The organism is Shinella sp. WSD5-1 (assembly GCF_963942435.1).
Classification (GTDB): domain Bacteria; phylum Pseudomonadota; class Alphaproteobacteria; order Rhizobiales; family Rhizobiaceae; genus Shinella; species Shinella yambaruensis.
Window position 1 is genome coordinate 4,423,794 of sequence record NZ_OZ012596.1, and the last position, 25,401, is coordinate 4,449,194.

The 25,401-nt window shown below is 65.0% G+C and carries 18 protein-coding genes; 12 read left to right on the forward strand and 6 right to left on the reverse strand.

Annotated features, from left to right (window positions below; translation table 11 throughout):
- Positions 1-14: 14 nt before the first annotated feature.
- From AABQ55_RS21805 to AABQ55_RS21850, 10 genes are all read left to right on the forward strand, one after another.
- Entirely contained in the window at positions 15-2,411 is a 2,397-nt protein-coding gene (locus AABQ55_RS21805; protein ID WP_443021130.1) for a circularly permuted type 2 ATP-grasp protein, read from the forward strand.
- Between the two features lie 22 nt (positions 2,412-2,433).
- On the forward strand, positions 2,434-3,321 hold the full coding sequence (locus AABQ55_RS21810) for a transglutaminase family protein (RefSeq protein ID WP_244768258.1): 888 nt from the start codon (positions 2,434-2,436) through the stop codon (positions 3,319-3,321).
- A 141-nt stretch (positions 3,322-3,462) separates the two neighbouring features.
- Entirely contained in the window at positions 3,463-4,674 is a 1,212-nt protein-coding gene (locus tag AABQ55_RS21815; RefSeq protein WP_272806555.1) for a vWA domain-containing protein, read from the forward strand.
- Positions 4,675-4,877: 203 nt separating this feature from the next.
- Positions 4,878-7,337, forward strand: a complete 2,460-nt coding sequence (locus tag AABQ55_RS21820) for a glycogen/starch/alpha-glucan phosphorylase (protein WP_244768256.1) — start codon at positions 4,878-4,880, stop codon at positions 7,335-7,337.
- On the forward strand, positions 7,337-9,550 hold the full coding sequence (gene glgB / locus AABQ55_RS21825) for a 1,4-alpha-glucan branching protein GlgB (RefSeq protein WP_272806556.1): 2,214 nt from the start codon (positions 7,337-7,339) through the stop codon (positions 9,548-9,550). Before AABQ55_RS21820 ends, glgB begins: the two co-directional genes overlap by 1 nt.
- 22 nt (positions 9,551-9,572) lie before the next feature.
- Complete coding sequence (gene glgC / locus AABQ55_RS21830; RefSeq protein WP_244768254.1) at positions 9,573-10,835, forward strand: glucose-1-phosphate adenylyltransferase; 1,263 nt, start codon at positions 9,573-9,575, stop codon at positions 10,833-10,835.
- Between the two features lie 8 nt (positions 10,836-10,843).
- Positions 10,844-12,292: a glycogen synthase GlgA gene (gene glgA / locus AABQ55_RS21835; protein WP_272806557.1), complete on the forward strand. Its 1,449-nt coding sequence runs from the start codon at positions 10,844-10,846 to the stop codon at positions 12,290-12,292.
- A 13-nt stretch (positions 12,293-12,305) separates the two neighbouring features.
- The gene (locus AABQ55_RS21840) at positions 12,306-13,937 is read left to right on the forward strand and encodes an alpha-D-glucose phosphate-specific phosphoglucomutase (protein WP_272806558.1); all 1,632 of its coding nucleotides are present in this window, start codon (positions 12,306-12,308) and stop codon (positions 13,935-13,937) included.
- A gap of 7 nt (positions 13,938-13,944) precedes the next feature.
- Positions 13,945-15,912, forward strand: a complete 1,968-nt coding sequence (gene glgX / locus AABQ55_RS21845) for a glycogen debranching protein GlgX (protein ID WP_272806559.1) — start codon at positions 13,945-13,947, stop codon at positions 15,910-15,912.
- A gap of 63 nt (positions 15,913-15,975) precedes the next feature.
- Positions 15,976-16,461 (forward strand): MaoC family dehydratase, encoded by a 486-nt coding sequence (locus tag AABQ55_RS21850; protein WP_244768250.1) that lies wholly within the window; start codon positions 15,976-15,978, stop codon positions 16,459-16,461.
- Positions 16,462-16,613: 152 nt separating this feature from the next.
- Here the strand turns inward: AABQ55_RS21850 and AABQ55_RS21855 are convergent, their stop codons facing one another.
- From AABQ55_RS21855 to AABQ55_RS21875, 5 genes are read right to left on the reverse strand one after another with little or no spacing between them, the layout of a single operon-like run.
- Entirely contained in the window at positions 16,614-17,162 is a 549-nt protein-coding gene (locus AABQ55_RS21855; protein ID WP_244768249.1) for a sarcosine oxidase subunit gamma, read from the reverse strand.
- Positions 17,155-20,148, reverse strand: coding sequence for a sarcosine oxidase subunit alpha (locus tag AABQ55_RS21860; protein ID WP_272806560.1), 2,994 nt, complete (start codon positions 20,146-20,148; stop codon positions 17,155-17,157). The genes AABQ55_RS21855 and AABQ55_RS21860 overlap by 8 nt, the downstream gene beginning before the upstream one ends.
- Positions 20,145-20,489 carry a sarcosine oxidase subunit delta gene (locus AABQ55_RS21865; protein ID WP_244768247.1) on the reverse strand — a complete coding sequence of 115 codons (345 nt, stop codon included), beginning with the start codon at positions 20,487-20,489 and terminating at the stop codon, positions 20,145-20,147. Before AABQ55_RS21865 ends, AABQ55_RS21860 begins: the two co-directional genes overlap by 4 nt.
- 14 nt (positions 20,490-20,503) lie before the next feature.
- Positions 20,504-20,902 (reverse strand): hypothetical protein, encoded by a 399-nt coding sequence (locus tag AABQ55_RS21870; protein WP_272806561.1) that lies wholly within the window; start codon positions 20,900-20,902, stop codon positions 20,504-20,506.
- Positions 20,902-22,155: a sarcosine oxidase subunit beta family protein gene (locus AABQ55_RS21875; protein ID WP_272806562.1), complete on the reverse strand. Its 1,254-nt coding sequence runs from the start codon at positions 22,153-22,155 to the stop codon at positions 20,902-20,904. Before AABQ55_RS21875 ends, AABQ55_RS21870 begins: the two co-directional genes overlap by 1 nt.
- A gap of 330 nt (positions 22,156-22,485) precedes the next feature.
- Here AABQ55_RS21875 and rpsU point away from each other — a divergent pair, with 330 nt between their 5' ends.
- Together rpsU and AABQ55_RS21885 are read left to right on the forward strand one after the other, a co-directional pair.
- Complete coding sequence (gene rpsU, locus AABQ55_RS21880) at positions 22,486-22,713, forward strand: 30S ribosomal protein S21 (protein ID WP_119256642.1); 228 nt, start codon at positions 22,486-22,488, stop codon at positions 22,711-22,713.
- Positions 22,714-23,033: 320 nt separating this feature from the next.
- Complete coding sequence (locus tag AABQ55_RS21885; RefSeq protein ID WP_398432656.1) at positions 23,034-23,927, forward strand: tetratricopeptide repeat protein; 894 nt, start codon at positions 23,034-23,036, stop codon at positions 23,925-23,927.
- A gap of 70 nt (positions 23,928-23,997) precedes the next feature.
- On the opposite strand, the gene AABQ55_RS21890 is transcribed toward AABQ55_RS21885, so the two are convergent.
- Positions 23,998-25,395, reverse strand: coding sequence for an NAD(P)(+) transhydrogenase (Re/Si-specific) subunit beta (locus AABQ55_RS21890; protein ID WP_272806563.1), 1,398 nt, complete (start codon positions 25,393-25,395; stop codon positions 23,998-24,000).
- Positions 25,396-25,401: the final 6 nt, after the last annotated feature.

Genomic DNA, 25,401 nt, shown 5'->3' on the forward strand with positions numbered 1-25,401 from the left:
TAGGAGTGAATGGATTGAAAACCACGAGTGCGGAGGCGGAACGCAGGACGGCCGAGGCGGCACGCATCTACGCCCCGTTTCCTGGCGTGGCCGACGAGATGGTCGGCACCGAGGGCGTGGTCCGCCCCGTCTGGCGGCATTTCCTGAACGCGCTCGGCCGCATGGACGAGGCCGACCTTGCCGGCCGCTTCGCCCGCGCCGACCGCTACCTGCGCGATGCCGGCGTCTTCTACCGCGCCTATGGCAAGGAGGCGGGCAGCGACCGCGCCTGGCCGCTCTCGCACATTCCGGTGCTGATCGACGAAGCCGAGTGGGAAACCCTCTCGCGCGGCCTCATCCAGCGCGCCGAGCTGCTGGAAGCCGTCGTCGCCGACATCTATGGCAAGAACGAGCTCGTCGCGAACGGCCTGCTGCCGCCCGCGCTTGTTGCCTCCAACAGCGAGTTCCTGCGCCCGCTCGTCGGCGTGCATCCCGCCGGCCGGCATTTCCTGCATTTCGTCTCCTTCGAGATCGGCCGCGGGCCTGACGGCAACTGGTGGGTGCTTTCCGACCGCACGCAGGCCCCCTCCGGCGCCGGCTTCGCGCTGGAGAACCGCGTGGCGACGACCCGCGCCTTCTCCGACGTCTATGCGGAAACCCATGTCCACCGCCTCGCCGGTTTCTTCGGCGCCTTCCGCACCACGCTGCAGGCCAACAAATCGGCCGAGGACCGCATCGCCGTCCTGACGCCGGGCCTTGCCAACGAGACTTATTTCGAACACGCCTATATCGCCCGCTATCTCGGTTTCATGCTGCTGGAGGGCGAGGACCTGACGGTCGTCGGCGGCAGGGTCATGGTGCGCACCGTCGCAGGCCTCAAGCCCATCGGCGTACTGTGGCGGCGGCTCGACGCCGCCTTCGCCGACCCGCTGGAACTGAACCAGAACTCGCATATCGGCACGCCCGGCATGGTCGAGGCGCTGCGCGCCGGCTCCGTCACCTTCGTCAACGCGCTCGGCGCCGGCATCGTCGAGACCCGTGCCTTCCTCGCCTTCCTGCCGAACATCTGTCGCCAGCTGCTCGGCGAGGACCAGCTCCTGCCGTCCGTGGCCACCTGGTGGTGCGGCCAGAAGGACGAGCGGGAGCACGTCGCGGCCCATATCGAGCGCATGGTCATCGGCCCAGCCTATTCGACACGCCCCTTCTTCGACGACAACGAACAGTCCGTACTCGGATCGACGCTGCGCGACACCGCCAAGCAATCGATTGCCGAGTGGCTGGCGAGCGATGGCGCAAAGCTGGTCGGCCAGGAGGCCGTCACGCTCTCCACCACGCCCGCCTTCGTCGACGGCAAGCTCGTGCCGCGGCCGATGTCGCTGCGCGTCTTCGCCGCCCGCACGCGCGACGGCTGGCAGATCATGCCCGGCGGCTTCGCCCGTATCGGCGCCGGCGACAATGTGGCGGCCATCGCCATGCAGAAAGGCGGCTCGGCCGCCGATGTCTGGATCGTCAGCCAGAAGCCCGTCGAGCGCACCTCGCTGCTGCCCGCCGAAGAGGTCTTCATCCGCAACATGCCCGGCAGCCTGCCGAGCCGCGCGGCCGACAACCTTTTCTGGCTCGGCCGCTACATCGAGCGGGCGGAAGGCGCCTTGCGCATCCTGCGCGCCTGGCACGGCCGCTACGCCGAATATGCCAATCCCGGGCAGCCGCTGCTGAAGGACGTCACCGACTATCTGGAAGCGCTCGACATCGACACGTCGGAGGCCGTGCCGACGAGCCTCATCCGCAACATCGACAGCGCGGTCTTCTCCGCCAGCAATATCCGCGACCGTTTCTCGCCGGATGGCTGGCTGGCGCTGAACGACCTGTCGAAGACAGCCCGCCGTTTCCATGTCAATGTCCAGGCCGGCGACGACGCGACGCGCGCCATGACCGTCCTGTTGCGCAAGCTCGCGGGCTTCGCCGGTCTCGTGCACGAGAACATGTACCGCTTCACAGGCTGGCGTTTCCTCTCCATCGGCCGCTATCTCGAACGCGGCCTGCACATGACGCGCCTGCTCGGCCACATGTCCGGCGAGGATGCGCCCGACGGCGCGCTCGACATGCTCCTGGAGATCGGCGACAGCGTCATGACCCATCGCCGCCGCTACAATGTCGCGACCGCGCGCCTCACGGTCACGGACCTCCTCGCGCTCGACCCGCTCAACCCGCGCTCGATCCTCTACCAGCTGAACGAGATCAAGAACGAAGTCGAGCAGCTGCCGAACGCCTATGCCAACGGCCAGATGTCGCCCTTCTACCGCGAGGCGATGCGGCTGCATGCGGGGCTCGCGGTGATGACGCCGGAAACGATGACGGACGCGGTCTACAAGCGCTTCGAGACGGAACTCGAGAAGCTGTCCGACATTCTTGCGCAAACCTATCTGAGCTGAGCGAGGGGGAGGCGCCGAAACCATGCTCTACGACGTCAACCTCCATATCAGCTACCTCTACGACACGCCGGTTTCCGGCGGGCGGCATATCGTGCGCGTGCTGCCGCTGTCGATCGGCGGGCGCCAGCGGCTGATTGCCGGCACGGTCGGCGTCACACCAAGCCCCGGTGAGCGGGTCGACCACACCGACTTCTTCGAAAATCCGATGAGCGCCATCCTCTTCCGCAACGCGCATGAGCGGCTCGACATCCGCATGCAGGCGCGCGTGCATGTCGACATGCCGGAGCCGGCCGCCGACTTCTCCCCGCGCGTCGCGGACCTGCCGGAGGATATCGCGAACTACTGGTCGCTCGATGCCGGCTCGCCGCACCACTATACAGGGCCGAGCCCGCGGCTGAAGGACTGCCCTGAAATTGCCGAATACGCCCGGTCCATCGTCAAACCGGACATGACGATCCGGGCCATCGCGACGGCCATCTGCGCGCGCATCCACAAGGACTTCACCTACGACCCGAAGGCCACCAATGTCGACACGACCCCACGCGAGGCCTTCAAGCTGAAACGCGGCGTCTGCCAGGATTTCAGCCATGTGATGATCGTGGCGCTGCGCAGCCTCGGCATCCCCGCCGGTTATGTCAGCGGGTTCCTTCGCACCATTCCGCCGCCGGGCAAGGAACGGCTGGAGGGGGCGGACGCGATGCATGCCTGGGTGCGCTACTGGTGCGGCCGGGTGAACGGCTGGATGGAACTCGACCCGACCAACAACATCCCCGCCGGCACCGACCATATCGTCGTCGCCTGTGGTCGCGACTATGCCGACGTCGCCCCCGTCATCGGCGTCCTGAAGGGCTACGGCCAGCACAAGACGAACCAGGCCGTCGACGTCATCCCGGTGCGCCAGACGGCATGAAATCCCGTTTGGAAACAGCCGGAAAGGCCGGATTTTCAGGGTCCGCGCAATTTTACGAAAACTATACCACGCGCCCGAACCGTTAAATAACACTTCGCTGCTAGCGTCGCCCCACATTATGAAGATGGTGGGTGAATTCTCATGACGAAGAACACGGAAAGAAAGACTTGGATCTCCCGCCTCCGGCGTGACCGCGGTGGCAATTTCGGCATGATGACGGCGCTCGTCTTCCCGGTCATGCTGGCAGCCGGCGGTGTCGCCATGGACCTGACCAGCATGGTGCTGGCGAAGGCCGAACTGCAGGACGCCACCGACGCGGCCGCACTTGCCGCGGCCTCCGCCATGGCCAATGACGGCATGCTGGCCTCGGACGCCAAGCTCCTGGCCTTGTCGTTCATCAAAACGCAAATGGCGGGCGGCGCCGCCGTGGACGGTAGCGAAAAGGATCCGTCCGGGGACGATGACGCTGCCGATATCGGCGCCAACAGCGAAGTGCTCATAACCGAAGAAGCGACAGCGGGAACCGGCAAGTCCTTCAAGATCGAAGTGACGTCCAGCCGAAAGATTTACTTCACGCCCTTTACCCGGCTGCTCGGCCAGGAATCAGCGACGCTGACGACAAAGAGCTTCGCCGAGAGCGCGACCGAATCCAAGAACGCGCTTTCGATGTATCTCGTCCTGGACAAATCCGGCTCGATGCTCGCGAACACCACGGAGAAGAACACCTCCGTCAACAGCTGCTATCAATATGACGACACTGGACGGCTGATAAAGAACAACCCGATCAGCCCCTGCTACATCAAGAAGATCGAAGCATTGAAGCTGGCGGCGGCAAGCCTCTTCACCCAGCTCAATGCTGCCGACCCGAGTACGAAGTTCGTGCGAACAGGAACGGTGTCGTACAATATTGAAATGTCGACGGCCTACAACCTCGCCTGGGGCACGGCGGCGTCGCTCACCCAGGTCAACGCCCTCTCCGCCGGCGGCGGGACGAGTTCCAGCGACGCCATGGCCGCAGCCTACAACAAGCTCAACGCATCGACTGAAAACACCGAGCACAAGAAGAAAAACGGCCAGGTACCGACCAAGTACATCATCCTGATGACGGACGGTAACAACAACTACACCGCCGACGACACCACGACGAAGCAAACCTGCACCAAGGCAAAAGCCGCCGGAATGGTCGTTTATGGCGTGGCCTTCATGGCGCCGACCCGCGGCCAGCAGCTGCTGCAGGCCTGCGTGAGCTCGCCGGAGAACTACTTCGCCGCAGAGCGCATGGACGAGCTGGTCGCTGCGTTCAAGGCCATCGGCGAACGCGCATCGGCAGTTGTGTCCCGCTTGACCCGTTAAGCACAAAAGCCCTTCCGACAACGAACCCGCTGTGCCGGCACAGCGGGTTTTTTAGCATATTCAACGTGTTTCAGGCATGTCGAAAATGCATGCGGCCCTTCTTGAAAAGCATGTTGCAAGCGCTTCGGATAGATGCATAAATTGATTTAAACGCGACTTTCGCGAGAACAGACGCACAGAATGCGAGGGGGCAAAGTTCGCCGATGATGAACCGGGTTACCAACAACGATCTCGCCCCGGCCCTCCGATCGTCGGATCGCGAACAGCTCGCGACGGAACTCCTGGAGCGCCTCAAATACCGTATCGGCAAGGACCCGAAAGTCGCCAAGCCGCATGACTGGCTGACGGCGGCCATCCTTGTGGCGCGTGACCGCATCACCGACAAGTGGATGGATTCCACCCGCCGGACCTATTCGACGGGTGCGAAGCGGGTCTATTACCTCTCGCTCGAATTCCTCATCGGCCGCCTGATGCGCGACGCCATGACGAATATCGGCATCATGGACGAGATGCGCCACGCGCTCGCCTCGCTCGGCGTCGATCTCGACATCATCGCCGAGCTGGAGCCCGATGCCGCCCTCGGCAATGGCGGTCTCGGGCGCCTTGCCGCCTGTTTCATGGAGAGCATGGCGACCGTCGATGTGCCGGCCTATGGCTACGGCATCCGCTACGTGCACGGTCTCTTCCGCCAGCAGATGGCGGACGGCTGGCAGGTGGAGCTGCCGGAAACCTGGCTCGCCCACGGCAATCCCTGGGAATTCGAGCGGCGCGAGAGCTCCTACGAGATCGGCTTCGGTGGCTCCGTCGAGACGATCAATATCGGCGAGGACAAGCAGCGCTTCGTCTGGAAGCCGGCCGAGCGCGTCATCGCGACGGCCTATGACACGCCGGCCGTCGGCTGGCGGGCCAAGCGCGTCAACACGCTGCGCCTGTGGGCCGCCAACCCGATCGATCCGATCCTGCTCGACGCCTTCAATGCCGGCGACCATATCGGCGCGCTGCGCGAGAGCAACAAGGCGGAAAGCCTGACGCGCGTCCTCTACCCGGCCGACGCCACCTCCGCCGGCCAGGAGCTTCGCCTCAGGCAGGAGTTCTTCTTCTGCTCCGCCTCGCTGCAGGACATCCTGCGTCGTCATCTCCAGCAATATCCGGATTTCTCCTCGCTGCCGGATGCCGTGGCGATCCAGCTCAACGATACGCATCCGGCCATTTCCGTCGCCGAACTGGTGCGCCTGCTCACCGACGTGCACGGCATCGCGTTCGACGTCGCCTGGGACATCGCCCACCGCACCTTCTCCTACACCAACCACACGCTGCTGCCGGAAGCGCTGGAAAGCTGGCCCGTGCCTCTGCTCGAGCGGCTGCTGCCGCGCCACATGCAGATCGTCTACGCGATCAACGCCAAGATCCTCGTCGAGGCGCGCAAGGAGAAGGGTTTCGAGGACCAGCGCATCCGCAACATCTCGCTGATCGAGGAATCGGGCGAGCGGCGCGTGCGCATGGGCAACCTCGCCTTCGTCGGCTCGCACTCGATCAACGGCGTCTCGGCGCTGCATACCGAATTGATGAAGGAAACGGTCTTCGCCGACCTGCACAATCTCTATCCGGACCGCATCAACAACAAGACCAACGGCATTACGCCGCGCCGCTGGCTGATGCAGTGCAATCCGGGTCTCTTCAACCTGATCCGCGAAGCGATCGGCGATGCCTTCATGGACGACGCCGAAGCGCTGAAGGCACTCGACGCCTTCGCCGACAACCGGGATTTCCAGGAGCGTTTCGCGGCGATCAAGCGGGAGAACAAGAACCGCCTCGCCAATCTCGTCGGCAGCCGCATGGGCGTGAGGATCGACCCCGCCGCGATGTTCGACATCCAGATCAAGCGCATCCACGAATACAAGCGCCAGCTGCTCAACATCATCGAGGCCGTGGCGCTCTACGACCAGATCCGCTCGCATCCCGAACTCGACTGGGTCCCCCGCGTAAAACTCTTCGCGGGCAAGGCGGCGCCGAGCTACCACAATGCCAAGCTGATCATCAAGCTCGCCAACGACGTGGCCAAGGTGATCAACAACGATCCGGCCGTGCGCGGCCTGCTCAAGGTCGTCTTCGTACCGAACTACAATGTCTCGCTCGCCGAGATCATGGTGCCTGCCGCCGACCTCTCGGAACAGATTTCCACCGCCGGCATGGAAGCGTCCGGAACCGGCAACATGAAGTTCGCGTTGAACGGGGCGCTGACAATCGGCACGCTCGACGGGGCCAATGTCGAGATGCGCGACCATGTGGGCGAGGAGAACATCGTGATCTTCGGCATGACGGCGGAGGAAGTGGCGAAGGTCAGGGCCGAGGGGCACAATCCGCGCGCCATCATCGAGCAGTCGAAGGAGCTGTCGCAGGCGCTCGCCGCGATCTCCTCGGGCGTCTTCTCGCCCGATGACCGCAACCGTTTCGCCGGTCTCGTCGACGGTCTCTACAATCACGACTGGTTCATGGTGGCGGCCGATTTCGACGCCTATGCCAAGGCCCAGCGCGATGTCGACGCCATCTGGACCGACAAGGCATCCTGGTACTCCAAGACCATCCGCAACACGGCCCGCATGGGCTGGTTCTCGTCCGACCGCACCATCCGCCAATACGCCAAGGAAATCTGGAGAGCTTGATGACCGCATCGCCAAAAACAGGCACGACGGGTGGGCCGTCAGAGCTTCTGGCGAAGGCGGACATCGACGCGATCTTGGAGAGCCGGCACTGGGACCCGTTCGCCGTGCTCGGCCTGCATGCGGCCGGCGAGGGCTATGTCGCCCGCTGCTTCCTGCCCGGCGCGGCTGAGGTAACCGCCGAGACGCTCTCCGGCAAGGAGATCGGCGAGCTGACGCAGGTCGATCCGGCCGGCATCTTCGCCGGCGAGGTCTCCGTCAAGAAGCTCCAGCCGATCCGCTACCGCGCCAGAAATGTCGGCGGCGAGTGGGTGGTGATCGACCCCTATTCCTTCGGCCCGGTGCTCGGCCCGATGGACGACTACTACATCCGCGAGGGTTCGCACCTTCGCCTCTTCGACAAGCTCGGCGCCCATCCGATGACGCTCGACGGCATCGAGGGGTTCCACTTCGCCGTCTGGGCGCCGAATGCCAAGCGGGTCTCCATCGTCGGCAATTTCAACAATTGGGACGGCCGGCTGAATGCGATGCGGCTGCGCCGCGACACCGGCATCTGGGAAATCTTCCTGCCCGGCATCACCATCGGCCACGCCTACAAATACGAGATCGTCGGCATCAACGGCGAGGTCCTGCCGCTGAAGGCCGACCCCTTTGCCCGCCGCTCGGAGCTGCGCCCCGCCAACGCCTCCATGACGACAGGGCCGATCGACCAGACCTGGGAAGACGCGGCGCACCTTGCGCACTGGGCCGCAGCCGACGCCCGCCGCCAGCCGATCTCGATCTACGAGGTGCATGCCGGCTCCTGGCAGAAGAACGACAATGGCGACTTCCTCACCTGGGACGAGCTGGCGAGCCGTCTGATCCCCTATTGCGTCGACATGGGCTTCACCCATATCGAGTTCCTGCCGATCACCGAATACCCCTTCGACCCCTCCTGGGGCTACCAGACGACCGGCCTCTATTCGCCGACCGCCCGCTTCGGCGAGCCGGAAGGTTTTGCCCGCTTCGTCAACGGCTGCCACAAGGTGGGCATCGGCGTCATCCTCGACTGGGTGCCGGCGCATTTTCCGACCGATGCGCACGGCCTGCGCCATTTCGACGGCACCGCGCTCTACGAGCACGAGGACCCGCGGCAAGGCTTTCACCCGGACTGGAACACCGCGATCTACAATTTCGGCCGCGCGGAGGTTCTGGCCTACCTCATCAACAACGCGCTCTACTGGGCGGAAAAGTTCCATCTCGACGGCCTGCGCGTCGATGCGGTCGCCTCGATGCTCTATCTCGACTATTCGCGCAAGCACGGCGAGTGGGTGCCGAACGAATATGGCGGCAACGAGAACCTGGAGGCCGTGCGCTTCCTGCAATCGATGAACAGCCATGTCTATGCCGCCCATCCCGGCATCCTGACCATCGCGGAGGAATCGACCTCCTGGCCGAAGGTTTCGGCGCCGGTGCACGACGGCGGCCTCGGCTTCGGCTTCAAGTGGAACATGGGCTTCATGCACGACACGCTGCAGTACCTGTCGCGCGAGCCGGTACACCGCAAGTTCCACCACAACGACATGACCTTCGGCCTCATCTATGCCTTCACGGAGAACTTCGTTCTGCCGCTCAGCCATGACGAGGTCGTGCACGGCAAGGGCTCGCTGATCGCCAAGATGGCGGGCGACGACTGGCAGAAATTCGCGAACCTGCGCGCCTATTACGGCTTCATGTGGGGCTATCCCGGCAAGAAGCTGCTCTTCATGGGCCAGGAATTCGCGCAATGGCAGGAATGGAGCGAGGCGCGCGCCCTCGACTGGAACCTGCTCGAATATCCGCTGCACGAGGGCATGCGCCGGCTGGTGCGGGATCTCAACGGCACCTACCGCCGCAAGGCGGCGCTGCATGCGCGCGACTGCGAGGGCGACGGCTTCGAATGGCTGATCGCCGACGACCGGGAGAATTCCGTCTTCGCCTGGCTGCGCAAGGCACCGGGCGAGAAGCCGATCGCCGTCGTCACCAACTTCACCCCCGTCTACCGCGAGAACTACGGGGTCCCGCTGCCGGTGGAGGGCCGCTGGCGGGAAATCCTCAACACCGACGCCGAGATCTACGGCGGCAGCGGCAAAGGCAATGGCGGCGCCGTGCAGGCCAAGAAAAACGCAAATGGAAGAATAGCAGCCACGATCACCCTGCCGCCCCTGGCGACGCTGATGCTCGAGCTGGACGCATAATTTCGACTGTCGGGAGGACACTATGGAGCAAAAGCGGATTCAACCCCTCGCCCGTGACGCGATGGCCTATGTTCTGGCGGGGGGCCGCGGCAGCCGCCTCAAGGAACTGACCGACCGGCGCGCCAAGCCCGCCGTCTATTTCGGCGGCAAGGCGCGCATCATCGATTTCGCCCTCTCCAATGCGCTGAATTCCGGCATCCGCCGCATCGGCGTCGCCACCCAGTACAAGGCGCATTCGCTGATCCGCCACCTGCAGCGCGGCTGGAACTTCTTCCGGCCCGAGCGCAACGAGAGCTTCGACATCCTGCCCGCCAGCCAGCGCGTGTCCGAAACGCAGTGGTACGAGGGCACCGCCGACGCCGTCTACCAGAACATCGACATCATCGAGGACTACGGCGTCGAATACATGGTCATCCTCGCCGGCGACCATATCTACAAGATGGACTATGAGCTGATGCTCCAGCAGCACGTCGATTCCGGCGCGCAGGTCACCATCGGCTGCCTGGAAGTGCCGCGCATGGAGGCGACCGGCTTCGGCGTCATGCATGTCGACGACAAGGACCAGATCATCGCCTTCGTGGAAAAGCCGGCCGACCCGCCGGCCATTCCCGGCAATCCCGACATGGCGCTCGCCTCCATGGGCATCTATGTCTTCCACACCAAGTTCCTGATGGACCTCCTGCGCCGCGACGCCGCAGACCCGACGTCGAGCCGCGACTTCGGCAAGGACATCATCCCCTATATCGTCGAGCACGGCAAAGCCGTCGCCCATCGCTTCACCGCCTCCTGCGTGCGTTCGGATTTCGAGCGCGAGGCCTACTGGCGCGACGTCGGCACGGTCGATGCCTATTGGCAGGCCAATATCGACCTCACCGACATCACCCCGGAACTCGACATCTACGACGGCTCCTGGCCGATCTGGACCTTCGCCGAGATCAAGCCGCCGGCAAAGTTCGTGCATGACGACGAGAACCGCCGCGGCTCGGCGATCTCCTCGCTCGTCTCGGGCGATTGCATCATCTCCGGCTCGACGCTGCACCGAAGCCTCCTCTTCACCGGCGTGCGCGCCAATTCCTATTCCCGCCTCGAAGGCGCCGTCGTGCTGCCCAACGTCCTGATCGGCCGCCATGCGAACCTCAGGAACGTCGTCATCGACCGGGGCGTCGTCATTCCGGAAGGCCTCGTCGTCGGCGAGGATCCGGTGCTCGATGCCAAGCGCTTCCGCCGGTCGGAGGGCGGCGTCTGCCTCATCACCCAACCCATGATCGACAAGCTGGAGCTCTAGTCGTCCTCATGAACATCCTTTCGGTGGCATCCGAAGTATTCCCGCTGATCAAGACGGGAGGCCTCGCCGACGTCGCCGGCGCATTGCCGATCGCACTCGCCGGGCATGGAATGCACATGCGCACGCTCATGCCCGGTTATCCCGCGGTCATGCAGCGGCTGGGAAGCGTCGAGCTGGTCGCCACCTTCGACGACCTTCTCGGCGAACCCGCACGCATCCTCGCCACCCGGCACGAGGGCCTCGACATCCTCGTGCTCGATGCGCCCGGCTTCTTCGACCGGCCGGGCGGGCCCTATACGGATGCCACGGGCAAGGACTTCATCGACAACTGGCAGCGCTTTGCCGCACTGTCCTTCGCGGGCGCCGAAATCGCCCGCGGCCTGCTGGCGGACTGGCGGCCGGACATCGTGCATGCCCATGACTGGCAGGCGGCGATGACCGCGGTCTACATGCGCTATACCGGCCTGCAGCACATTCCCACCGTGGTCACCGTGCACAACCTCGCCTTCCAGGGCCAGTTCGGTGCCGACATCTTCCCGGCCCTCGGCCTGCCGCCGGAAGCCTTCACCGTCGACGGGCTCGAATATTACGGCGACGTCGGCTTCCTCAAGGGCGGGCTGCGCACCGCCTGGTCGATCACCACGGTCAGCCCCACCTATGCGCACGAGATCATGACAGCGGACTACGGCATGGGTCTCGAGGGCCTGATCAATGCCCGCGCCAGCGACCTCGTCGGCATCGTCAACGGCATCGACATCGCCGTCTGGAACCCCGAGGCCGACACGAACATCGCCCGCCCCTATGCCGCCGGCTCGCTGAAACAGCGCGCAGTCAATCGCCGGGCGCTCGCCGAGCGCTTCAATCTCGAACAGGACGACGGCCCGGTCTTCTGCGTCATCAGCCGCCTCACCTGGCAGAAGGGCATCGACCTCATCGCCGAGGTTGCCGACTGGATCGTCGATCAGGGCGGCAAGCTCGCCGTGCTCGGCTCCGGCGACCAGGGCCTGGAAGGCGCACTGCTCGCTGCGGCCTCCCGCCATCGCGGCCGCATCGGCATCGTCATCGGCTACAACGAGCCGCTGTCGCATCTCATGCAGGCCGGTGCCGACGCCATCCTCATCCCTTCCCGCTTCGAGCCCTGCGGCCTCACCCAGCTCTATGGCCTGCGCTACGGCTGCATCCCCGTCGTCGCGCGCACCGGCGGCCTCGCAGACACCGTCATCGACGCCAACGAGGCCGCCCTTTCCGCCCGCGTCGCCACGGGCTTCCAGTTCACGCCGATCAATGCCGAGGGCCTGCGCCAAGCGCTGCGCCGCGTCTTCAAGGCCTGGCGCGAGCCGAAAATCTGGGCCCGCATCCAGAACCAGGGCATGAAGTCGGACGTTTCCTGGGAAAACAGCGCCGCGCGCTATGCCGATCTCTATTCCAGCCTGCTTTCGCGAGCCAACCCTTCCTGACGAGTATGAGCCGATGACCATCAAGACCGTATCGACCACGCCCTATTCCGACCAGAAGCCCGGCACCTCGGGCCTGCGCAAGAAGGTCCCCGTCTTCCAGCAGGCGAACTATGCGGAGAACTTCATCCAGTCGATCTTCGATTCGCTGGAGGGGTTTGCCGGCGAGACGCTGGTGATCGGCGGCGACGGCCGCTACTACAACCGCGAGGTCATCCAGCTCGCCATCAAGATGGCGGCGGCCAATGGCTTCGGCCGCGTGCTCGTCGGCCGTGGCGGCATCCTTTCGACGCCCGCCGCCTCCAACGTCATCCGCAAGTACAAGGCCTTCGGCGGCATCGTGCTGTCGGCCAGCCACAATCCCGGTGGCCCGACCGAGGACTTCGGCATCAAGTACAATATCGGCAACGGCGGCCCGGCACCCGAAAAGATCACCGATGCGATCTTCGCCCGCACGAAATCCATCGACAGCTACAAGATCGCCGACGTCGCGGACGTGAACCTCGATCTTGAAGGCACACACGAGATCGAGGGCATGACCATCACCGTCATCGATCCCGTCTCCGACTATGCCGAGCTGATGGAGCAACTCTTCGACTTCGCCGCCATCCGCGCCCTGCTTTCCGGCGGTTTCCGCATCGTCTTCGACGCGATGAGCGCCGTCACCGGCCCCTATGCCAAGGAGATCCTGGAAAACCGCCTCGGCGCCACCAAGGGCTCGGTGCTGAACTTCATGCCGCTGCCGGATTTCGGCGGCCACCATCCGGACCCCAACCTCGTGCACGCCCGCGCCCTCTACGAGACGATGATGGCCGACGACGCGCCGGATTTCGGCGCGGCCTCCGACGGCGACGGCGACCGCAACCTCATCATCGGCAAGGGCATCTTCGTCACCCCCTCCGACAGCCTCGCGCTGCTCGCCGCCAATGCCCATCTCGCTCCCGGCTATGCCAAGGGCCTTGCCGGCATCGCCCGCTCCATGCCGACCTCCGGCGCGGCCGACCGCGTCGCGGAAAAGCTCGGTATCGGCATCTACGAGACGCCGACCGGCTGGAAGTTCTTCGGCAACCTGCTCGACGCCGGCCTTGCGACAATCTGCGGCGAGGAAAGCGCCGGCACCGGCTCCAACCATGTGCGCGAGAAGGACGGCCTCTGGGCCGTGCTTCTCTGGCTCAACATCCTCGCCGTGCGCAAGGAGAGCGTTCTCGACATCGTGAAGCAGCACTGGGCGACCTATGGGCGCAACTACTATTCCCGCCACGACTACGAGGAAGTCGATACCGAGGCCGCCAACGGCCTCATGGCGAACCTTCGCGACCAGCTCGCTACGCTGCCCGGCAAGACCTTTGGCGCCCTCACCGTCGCGACGGCCGACGATTTCGCCTACAACGACCCGGTCGACCAGTCCGTCAGCAAGAACCAGGGCATCCGCATCCTCTTCGAAGGCGGCTCGCGCGTCGTCTTCCGCCTCTCCGGCACCGGCACGTCGGGCGCGACGCTGCGCGTCTATATCGAGCGCTTCGAACCCGACGCCGCGCGCCACGACATCGACACGCAGGAGGCCCTTGCCGACCTTATCGCCGTTGCCGACACGATCGCCGGCATCAGGAGCCGCACCGGCCGCGATGCGCCGACCGTGATCACCTGAGATGGCGATGACCGCCCCCTCCTTCGCGCCGGGCGCCACGCTCTCCGGGGACGGGGTGGAGTTCGCGGTCTATTCGCACGACGCCGCCCGCGTCGAGCTTTGCCTGTTCGACAATGACGGCGACAGGGAGCTCGCCCGCCTGGCCATGGGACGGGACGAGAACGGCTTCCACCGCGTCTTCGTGGAAGGCGTGACCGCCGGCACGCGCTACGGCTTTCGCGCCGACGGCCTCTATTCGCCCGACCACGGCCTGTGGTTCGACCCGTCGAAACTGCTCGTCGACCCCTATGCCAGGGAGATCGACCGCCGCTTCGTTCATGACGGCCGGCTCGCCCGCTTCGGCGTGGAGACGGCGCAGATCGTGCCGAAGGCCATCGTCACGCGCGACCGGCCCGTCAGCGTGGCGCCGCCGCTCTTCCGCCCCGGCGGCTTCATCTACGAAATCGCGGTGCGGGCCTTCACCATGCTGCACCCCGACGTGCCGGAGAGGATGCGCGGCACCGTGGGCGCGCTCGCCCATCCCGCCGTGCTTGCCCATCTCAAGCGGCTCGGCGTCGACGCCGTCGAACTGATGCCGATCACCGCCTGGATCGACGAACGCCACCTGCCGCCGCTCGGCCTTTCCAACAGCTGGGGCTACAACCCGATCGCCCTGATGGCGCTCGACCCGTGCCTCGTGCCCGGCGGCATGCGGGAGCTCGCCGACACGGTCGCGGTGCTTCGCGCCGAAAACATCGGCGTCATCCTCGACCTCGTCTTCAACCATTCCGGCGAGAGCGACCGCCATGGCGCCACGCTCTCCATGCGCGGCCTCGACAATCTCACCTACTACCGCCATGTGGAGGGCCGCCCCGGCGAGCTGATCAACGACACCGGCTGCGGCAACACCATTGCCGGCGAGCACCCGGTCGTGCGCCAGCTCGTGCTCGACAGCCTGCGCCATTTCGTGCGCCATGCCGGCGTCGATGGTTTCCGCTTCGACCTCGCGACGATCCTCGGGCGCGAGGCGGATGGCTTTTCCGCCCATGCCGCGCTGCTCTCCGATATCTGCGCCGACCCGCTCCTGAAGGACCGCGTGCTGATCGCCGAACCCTGGGACATCGGCCCCGGCGGCTACCAGCTCGGCAATTTCCCGGCGCCGTTCCTCGAATGGAACGACCGCTACCGCGACGACACCCGCACGTTCTGGCGCGGCGACAGCCATCGGCTGGGATCGTTCGTCACCGCCTTCGCCGGCTCCTCGGACATTTTCTCCCGCCATGGCGGCGACATGACGCGCTCGGTCAATTTCCTCGCCGCCCATGACGGCTTCACCCTGATGGACCTCGTCTCGCATGCGGTGAAGCACAACGAGGCGAACGGCGAGGACAACCGCGACGGCCACAACGAGAACCACTCCTGGAACAACGGCGCCGAGGGCGAGACGACGGACGGCGCGGTGCTTTCCGCCCGCCGGGCGGATACGAAGGCGCTGCTGGCCAGCCTCTTCCTGTCGCGGGGCACGATCATGCTGACGGCGGGCGACGAGGGCGGACGCAGCCAGGAGGGCAACAACAACGCCTATTGCCAGGACAACGCCATCACCTGGATGCATTGGGACAAGCTGGACGAAGGGCTGATCGAACACACCGCCATGCTCTCGGCGATCCGCAAGCGCTTTGCCGCGCTCGGCGAAACGCCCTTCCTCAGCGGCGCCGGCGATGTCGAATGGCTGACGCTCGCGGGCGTGCCGATGACGGCCGGCGACTGGGAAGCGCCGTTCGCCGGAACCCTGCTTGCCATCCTCAAGACGCCCGATCTACAGCAGCAGCGGATCGTTCATCTCGCGATCGCCATCAACCGGACGCACGGCGAGCAGGCGCTCGCCCTGCCGCCGCCGGAGGGGCGCGGCTGGACGAGCCTGCTTTCCGTCAACCGTCCCGCGACCAGCCTTCTTCATCCGCGCAGCGTCGAGATTTTTGTCGAAAAGCATTGATCTTCACAGCCCGGACAAACCGGGTCTTTAAGGATGTCGCGAATCGAGCGGCGGGAAAGCCTCATGCCAAGCAATATTCACCTGAAAGACATCGCCGCCCTCGTCGGCACGGAGCTCGGCCTGTCGCGCTGGTTCACCGTCGACCAGACGATGATCGACCGTTTCGCCGATGCGACCGAGGACCATCAGTTCATCCACACCGACCCTGTCCTTGCCGCCGAAACCCCCTTCGGCGGCACGATCGCCCACGGTTTCCTGACGCTCTCGCTGCTGTCGGCGATGAACTACGATTGTGTACCGCGCATCATCGAACAAACCATGGGCATCAACTACGGCTTTGAAAAAGTCCGCTTCATGACCCCGGTAAAAAGCGGGGCGCGCGTGCGCGGCCGCTTCGTGCTCGCCGAGGCCCGCTTTCGCGGCGCCGGCATGCTGACCATCCGCTATGACGTCTCGGTCGAGATCGAGGACGAGCGCAAGCCGGCGCTCACGGCCGACTGGATCACCATCATCCAGTTCGATCCGAAGGATCGGCCGGAAGACGTTTAAAGCACCCCTCATCCGGCCTGCCGGCCACCTTCTCCCCGTAAACGGGGCGAAGGGGATATGCCGCGCCGGTTTCCTCAATCAATTCTCTTTATGGGGCACGTCCCCTCTCCCCGCTTGCGGGGAGAGGGTTAGGGTGAGGGGCCTCTGAGGCCTCAGAGCCCGGCGTCTTCCGCGCCTTCCACCAGCAGGCCGAAGGCGTAGGGCGAGAACGAGCGCCAGCATTCCACGCGATAGTCTTCCTCACCCGAACGGAAGAGCACCACCTCGATCTTGCCGAGCACCGTGCGCGCGGCGGCGCCGACCGGGAAGATCGCATTGCCGAGATCGAGCGGGCAGGCGCTGGCGATCGCCCCGGCCGCATCCGGGCCGGAGACGAGGATCGCCGTGTTGCGATGCGAGACGTCCGTCGCCGAATGCAGCGCGGAAACGCCTGATGCGATCCCCATGAGATCCGCCCCGTTCTCGTCGATCAACAGCCATTCGTCCGGGCCGAGCCAGAGTGCATGACGGCCGCTGACCGAGGCCGAGGTCTTGGGCCGCCTTGGCAATTCGAGGCCGAAGGCCAGCGAGAGCGTGCCGATGGCATCCTCGCCGGCACGCAGCGACAGGCGGGTTGCGGGAGCGGCGGGCGTGACGCGCGCACCGGCCGAGCCGCCATGGTGACGGCCAAGCGGCGCCTTGCGAAGAGCGTGATCAGCCATTGAGGCGTCCTCCTTCCTTGTCGATGAAGACCATGTCGCTGACCTCGACCGCGATGGTGCGGTCGGGCATCGGCACGTAGAGCGTCTGGCCCATGCGCGACTGGCCGCCGGCGACGAGCGCCATGGCGATCGACCGGCCGCAGTTTTCCGACCAGTAGGACGAGGTCACATGGCCGAGCATCTTCATCGGCTTCGGCTCGTTCGGATCGGCGACGATCTGCGCGCCCTCCTCCAGAACCACCTTCGGGTCCTTGGTCAGAAGGCCGACGAGCTGCTTGCGGCCTTCCTTGACGAGATCCGGCCGCTTCAGGCCGCGGATGCCGACGAAGTCCGTCTTCTTCTTGGAGACGGCCCAGCTCAGGCTCGCGTCGTGCGGCGTGACGGTGCCGTCCGTATCCTGGCCGACGATGATGTAGCCCTTTTCGGCGCGCAGCACGTGCATGGTCTCCGTGCCGTAGGCGCAGGCGCCGAGCGGTTCTGCACGAGCCCAGATGGCTTCCCAGACGGCCTCGCCGTAATCGGCCGGCACGTTGACTTCGTAGCCCGCTTCCCCCGTGAAGGACATGCGGAAGAGCCGGGTCGGCACGCCGCAGATCTTCCCTTCGCGCACGCTCATATGCGGGAAGGCTTCGTTGGAAATATCGATGCCCTCGACGAGGGGTTCCAGGATTTCGCGCGCCTTCGGGCCCTGCACGGCAATGACCGCCCACTGTTCCGTGGTGGAGGTGAGCCAGACCTTCAGGTGCGGGAATTCCGTCTGGAGATAGTCTTCCATGTGGTGCATGACGCGCGGCGCGCCGCCCGTCGTGGTCGTGACATGGAAGCGGTCTTCCGCCAGGCGGCCGACGACACCGTCGTCATAGACGAAACCGTCCTCGCGCAGCATGATACCGTAGCGGCAGCGGCCGGGCTTCAGCGTGTCCCAAGCATTGGTGTACATGAGGTTCATGAACGTGCCGGCATCCGGGCCGACGACCTCGATCTTGCCGAGCGTCGAGGCGTCGAACAGGCCGGCGGCATTGCGCACCGTGCGGCATTCGCGGTTGACGGCATCGTGCATGGTCTCGCCGGCGCGCGGATAATACCAGGCGCGCTTCCAGTTGCCGACATCCTCGAAGACCGCGCCATGCGCCTCTTCCCAGGCGTGCATCGGCGTCTTGCGGGCCGGGTCGAAGAGATCGCCGCGCGAATGGCTGATCAGCGCGCCGAAGGTGACGGGCGTATAGGGCGCGCGGAAGGTGGTGAGACCGATCTTCGGGATCTCGCGGTTGAGGACTTCCGAGGCGATGGCAAGGCCGTGGATGTTGGACAGCTTGCCCTGGTCCGTCGCCATGCCGTTGGTGGTGAAGCGCTTGATGTGCTCGATCGAGTGCATGCCCTCGCGCACGGCAAGGCGGATGTCCTTGGCGCAGACGTCGTTCTGGAAGTCGACGAAGGCCTTGACGGTCGTGTCGATGCCGGCCCCCTCGCCGCTGCCTGCCATGCCGCCGGTCCAGTCGAAGGCGTTCTCGCCGGAAAGCTCGACCTTGCCGCCGCCCTCGTTGCCGGTGGCTCGGGCCATCAGCTCGCCAGCCGCCAGCGATTCCTCGATGGTCGCCTGGAGAGCGTCCGTGCCGTTGCACGAACCGACCGAGAGGCAATCCTGCGCATAGGTGCCCGGCAGGAAGCGGCCGGAGGCGGCGTCATAGGCCACCTTGCCGCGCGACTGCGAGAAGAGGTGGACCGAGGGCGTCCAGCCGGAGGACATCAGGAGCGCATCGACCGGGATCGCGCGAGCCGAGCCGCCGCCGTTGCGGGCAACGGACATGGAGGAGACGCGCAGCTTGCCCTTGGTATCGACGACCGAATGGCCGGTCAGCACCTCGATGCCGAGCTTGCGGGCCTCGGCGACCACGGCCTCGCCGGGCTTGTCGCGATTGTCGACGATCGCAGCGATGGTGACGCCGGCCCGCTTCAGGTCGAAGGCGGCCTCATAGGCCGAGTCGTTCGCCGTATAGACACCGACCTTGCGGCCGACCGCGACGCCGAAATGGTTGAGATAGGTGCGCGCGGCGGAGGCGAGCATGATGCCCGGCCGGTCGTTGTTGGCGAACACCATATGACGCTCGATCGAGCCGGTGGCGAGGATGACGCGCTTGGCACGCACCTGCCACAGACGCTCGCGCGGCAGCTTCTTGTCCGGGCGCGTCAGGTGATCGGTGACGCGCTCGACGAGGCCGACGAAATTGTGGTTGTAGTAGCCGAAGGCCGTGGTGCGTGTGAGGACGGTGACGTTCTCCATCGCCCTTAGCTTGGCGGCCGTCGCCTGCGCCCAGTCGTAGCCGTTCTGGCCGTCGATCTTCACCGACGTGTCATAATGCAACGCGCCGCCGACTTCCGGCTGCTCGTCGCAGAGGATGACACGGGCGCCCGCTTCCGCGGCGGCAAGCGCTGCGGAAAGACCGGCCACGCCGGCGCCGGCGATGAGCACGTCGCAATAGGCGTAGCGGTTGGCATAATGGTCCGGATCCTCCTCCGTCGGCGCGACACCGAGGCCGGCGGCACGGCGGATGAAGGGCTCGTAGACCTTCTCCCAGGCCGCCTTCGGCCACATGAAGGTCTTGTAGTAGAAGCCCGCGGCGAAGAAGGGCGACAGGAGGTTGTTCACCCCGCCGACGTCGAAGGCGAGCGAGGGCCAGCGGTTCTGCGATTCCACCTTCATGCCGTCGAAGACTTCCTGCACCGGCGCGCGCACGTTCGGCTGGCGGCGGGCGGCATCGCGCGAGACATCGACCAGCGCGTTCGGCTCTTCCGGTCCGGCGGAGAGAATGCCGCGCGGGCGATGATACTTGAACGAGCGGCCAACGAGATGCACGCCGTTGGCGAGCAGCGCGGAGGCGACGGTATCGCCTTCCAGCGCGTCGAACGTCTTCCCGTCGAAGGTGAAACGCGCCGTCCTGGCAGGCGTCAGGCGGCCCTGACCGGCAATGCGATTGGCGCCGCTCATTTCGCGATTCCTTCCACGGCTTCATAGGTTTCGACGGTTTTTTCGGTGGCGGTCGGCTCACCGGAAAGGTTCGGCTTCGGTTCGCCGGCCTTGTAGCTCATGACGAACTTGTCGCTCACCGTGTCGCGCGCCGCGTTGAAGAAGCGGCCGCAGCCATGGATATGGCGCCAGCGTTCGAAGATCAGGCCCTTCGGGTTGTCGCGCAGGAAGAAGTAGTCCTGGAACTCCTCATCCGTGATATCGGCGATGTTCGCGGGCCGGGCGATGTGCGCGTCGCCGCCGTGGCGGAATTCGAGCTCCGAGCGCTCTTCCTCGCAGTAGGGGCAGTAGATCAGCAGCATTTTATCCTACCTGTTTAAAGCTCTGGTCCCGACACGAACGTGCCCGGAGCCTGATCGCAAAGTCGCTGGCCCATCGTGACGAAGGGAGCAATCCGCCTCACGAGTTGCTCGGCATTGTCGTAAGGGGCCAGAATGTCTGTCATTCCGAAATTGACCATGCTCATCGCAAAGACGTTCACATCGAGATTGAAGGCGCGGTTCATGTCCGTCTCGTCGGGAAGGAAATAGACCGCCCGACCGCCGAACACCTTCGCGCACCCCAGCATCCCGCTCTTCGCGACGAAGGGCCAATCCGTCTCGCCCGCTGCCTTCTGGATCTTCTGAAAGCGAAAGTCTCCCGGCATCGGAAGAATGTCGCCAGCCGGCAGGGTGCCGGCCGTCACAAGAAAGCCCGCAAGCAGCGCGCCGTTCATCAGTGGGCCACGGCCGCCGCCGCCGCCTCGTCGATGAGGCGCCCGGTGCGGAAGCGGTCCAGCGTCAGGCCGGACGCCAGCTTGTGCGGCTCGCCCCTGGCGATGAGATGGGCGAAGAGATGCGCCGAACCCGGCGTCGCCTTGAAGCCGCCGGTGCCCCAGCCGCAATTGACGAAGAGGTTTTTCACCGGCGTCACGCCCTGGATCGCCGAACGGTCCGGCGTGTTGTCGGTGATGCCGCCCCACTGGCGCATCATCTTGACGCGGCGGAACATCGGGAAGAGTTCGCAGATGGCGTCGAGCGTATGCGTGATGATCTGCAGGCCGCCGGTCTGGGAATAGGAGTTGTACTGGTCCGTGCCCGCCCCGATGACGAGTTCGCCCTTGTCCGACTGCGAGATATAGGCATGCACCGAGTTGGACATGACCACGCAGGGGAAGATCGGCTTCATCGGCTCGGAGACCAGCGCCTGCAGCGGCACGGAATGCAGCGGCAGCTTGACGTCGGCCATCGCCATGATGACCGAGTTGTGGCCGGAGGCCGACACCGCGATCTTCTTCGCGCCGATGAAGCCTTTCGAGGTCTCGACGCCCGTCACCGCGCCGTCCGGCCCGCGGCGGATGCCCTTGACCTCGCAGTTCTGGATGACATGAACGCCCCGGTCCGAGGCAGCGCGCGCATACCCCCAGGCCACGGCATCGTGGCGGGCGGTGCCGCCGCGGCGCTGCAGGGCCGCGCCGTTGATCGGGTAGCGGGCGGAGGCGGAGATATCGAGAACCGGCACGAAATCCTTCGCCTGCTGCGGCGTCAGCCATTCATTGTCGATGCCGTAGAGCCGGTTGGCATGGACGTGGCGCTGGAAGGACTGCTTGTCATGCACATTGTGCGACAGCATCATCACGCCGCGCGGCGAGTACATGACATTGTAGTTGAGGTCCTGGCTCAAGCCCTCCCAGAGCTTCAGCGAGTGCTCGTAGATATCCATGCTCTCGTCATAGAGATAGTTCGAGCGGATGATGGTCGTGTTGCGGCCGGTATTGCCGCCGCCAAGCCAGCCCTTCTCGATCACCGCGACATTGGTGATGCCGTGCTCCTTGGCGAGGTAATAGGCCGCGCCGAGGCCATGGCCGCCGCCGCCGACGATGATCACGTCATATTCCTTGCGCGGCTCGGGCGAGGTCCATTGCGCCTCCCACCCCTTGTGGCCGCGCATCGCCTCGCGGGCGACGGCGAAAACCGAATATTTGCGCATATCCAAGTCCTCAAAGTCTCGCCGGTCCGGCCGGCCTGTTTCCTGCCCCGATAGAAAGCAAATCCTGGCGCGGCGCGCCGTATCCTTTGCGACGCATTCAGGCGTACCTTGTACCACATGCGACATGCGCGTCATCGAAGGTTTTGCGATGGTTTCAGGAAGGCCTGTCGCAAATATCCTCAGCTTCCCGGCGCTTCAGGCTGGACTTCACTGCTGCGATCTGGTATCCGACACGCCAATCGTCAGCCTTCTGGGCTGCGCGAACGTCATCTATTTGCCTGACGACCCATAGAATCGCCGGGCGGCAACAAACAAAGGAACGGGATTCTCGTGCAGGTACTTGTCCGCGACAACAACGTTGATCAGGCTCTCCGCGCTCTCAAGAAGAAGATGCAGCGCGAGGGTATTTTCCGTGAAATGAAGATGCGCGACTATTATGAAAAGCCGTCGCAGAAGCGTGCGCGTGAAAAGGCCGAAGCCGTTCGTCGCGTCCGCAAGCTGGCCCGCAAGCGCGCCCAGCGCGAAGGCCTCATCGGCGGTCGTCCCGGCGCCCGTTGATCGGCCGTCTTTTCGACGTTTTCGGATGCAAGACCGGGCGGGGGCGAACATTTCGCCGCCGCCTTTTTTGACGTGACCGGTCGTTTCTTCACGGATGTGAAAGACTTCCCGTGCAATTCCGGGCGCTATCGCTACGCCCCTTCGCCGGAATTGCCGGTTCGCTACGCTGGAATTCCACCGCGATTTCAAGCGTAACGGGCAGATCGAGAGGACCACAGCGTCCTTTGCGCGCCATAGATGACGCGCGGGCTGTGGAGGCGTAGTGTTTTCATCGCGTATGAGGCGCGATAGAAGCCCACTTTGAGGATTCGCACTTGGACATGGCTGCATCTACCGGGTTCCCGACCGCTCGTTTCTCCTCCGCATCCGTCCGCCTGCGCCGTCCGCTGATGGCCGCCGTCGCCACCGCGTCGCTCGCGCTCCTCATGGCAGGCTGCCAGTCGACGACATCGACGGACGTGTTGAAGGTGGAGCGCGCGCAAGGCTCGGAAGAGAACATCTCCTCGCTCTCGGCCGTCATCGCCGCCAATCCGCAGGATCCCGCAGGCTACAATGTGCGCGGTTCTGCCTATGGCCGCGCCGGCCAGTACCGCCGCGCGGTCGACGACTTCAACCGCGCGATCGAGCTCAACCCGCGCTTCTACCAGGCCTATGCCAACCGCGCGCTCGTTCAGCGCAGCCTGGGCGATCAGGCGCAGGCGGCGAGCGACTACAACACGGCGCTGCAGCTCAACCCGAACTATGACGTCGCCTATATCGGCCGCGGCAACCTCTATCGCCAGGCCGGCCGCCTCGATGAGGCCTTCCGTGACTTCAACCGCGCCATCCAGCTCGACACGACCGATCCGCGCGCCTATCACAACCGCGGCCTGATCTACCAGGCACGCCGCCAGCACGACAAGGCGATCGAGGACTTCTCCAAGGCCATCTCGCTCTCGCCGAACTCTGCGGAACCCTATAACGGCCGCGGCATTTCCTATGCCGCGCAGGGCGACGACGACAACGCGTTCCAGGATTTCAATACGGCGATCAACCTCGACGGCAAGCTTGCCGAGTCCTGGGCGAACCAGGCCCTGATCTACGAGCGCCGCGGCGACATGGCGCGCGCCGCGAAGTCCTATTCGCATGCGCTGAAGCTCGACCCGAACTACAAGCCCGCCAAGGACGGCCTTGCCCGCACCCGCGGCGTCGCCAGCGCCGCCAAGCCGGCCTAGTCCGGCAGGGATCCTTCCAACAAAAAGCCCGCGATCATCTCGCGGGCTTTTTCGTTCCTGGCTTTGCCGATCAGTGGTTCATCGTCTTGACGATGTCCTCGGTCATCTTCTTGGCGTCGCCGAGCAGCATCATCGTACCGTCCTTGTAGAACAGCGTGTTGTCGATGCCGGCATAGCCCGAGCCGAGCGAGCGCTTGACGAAGAGGCAGGTCTTGGCCTTGTCGACGTCGAGGATCGGCATGCCGTAGATCGGCGAGGACTTGTCGTCGCGCGCGGCCGGGTTGGTCACGTCGTTCGCACCGATGACATAGGCGACGTCGGCCTGGGCGAATTCCGAGTTGATGTCCTCAAGCTCGAACACTTCGTCATAGGGTACGTTCGCCTCGGCGAGCAGCACGTTCATGTGGCCGGGCATGCGGCCGGCGACCGGATGGATCGCGTATTTCACCTCGACGCCCTGCTTCTTCAGCGTATCGGCGAGCTCGCGCAGCGCATGCTGGGCCTGGGCCACCGCCATGCCGTAACCCGGCACGATGATGACCTTGGAGGCGTTCGCCATCAGGAAGGCCGCGTCGTCGGCAGAGCCCTGCTTGACCGTGCGCTGCACGCCGTCGTCGGCCGCTGCCGCCGTCTCGCCGCCGAAGCCGCCGAGAATGACGGAGATGAACGAGCGGTTCATGCCCTTGCACATGATGTAGGAGAGGATCGCGCCCGAGGAGCCGACCAACGCGCCGGTGATGATCAGCGCGAGGTTGCCGAGCGTGAAGCCGATGCCGGCCGCCGCCCAACCCGAATAGGAGTTGAGCATGGAGACGACGACGGGCATGTCGGCGCCGCCGATCGGCACGATCAGCAGCACGCCGAGCGCCAGCGAGAGCAGCACGATCAGCCAGAAGTCGACATGGCTTTCCGACAGCGTCAGGCCGACGATGAAGAAGACGATCGCGGCGAGCAGCACGATGTTGATGACATGCCTGTAGGGCAGCATGATCGGCTTGCCGGACATGCGCCCGTCGAGCTTCAGGAAGGCGATGATCGACCCGGTGAAGGTGATCGCGCCGATGGCGGCACCGAGCGCCATTTCGACGAGCGCCTGGCCATGGATTTCACCCACCGCGCCGATGCCGAAGGAGACGGGCGAGTAAAGCGCGGCGGCGGCGACCAGCACGGCGGCAAGGCCGACGAGCGAGTGGAAGCCGGCGACGAGCTGCGGCATGGAGGTCATCGGGATCGAGCGGGCGATCCACGCACCCGCGCCGCCGCCGATGGCAAGGCCGAGCACGATGAGCACGAGGCCGCCGAAGGACGGCGTCGCGAGCAGCAGCGTCGTACCGATGGCAATACCCATGCCGATCATGCCGAGCATGTTGCCGCGACGGCTGGTCGTCGGATGCGACAGGCCGCGCAACGCCATGATGAAGAGCACGCCGGAGACGAGATAGAGGAAGGCTGCGAAGTTAGCGTTCATCGGGCC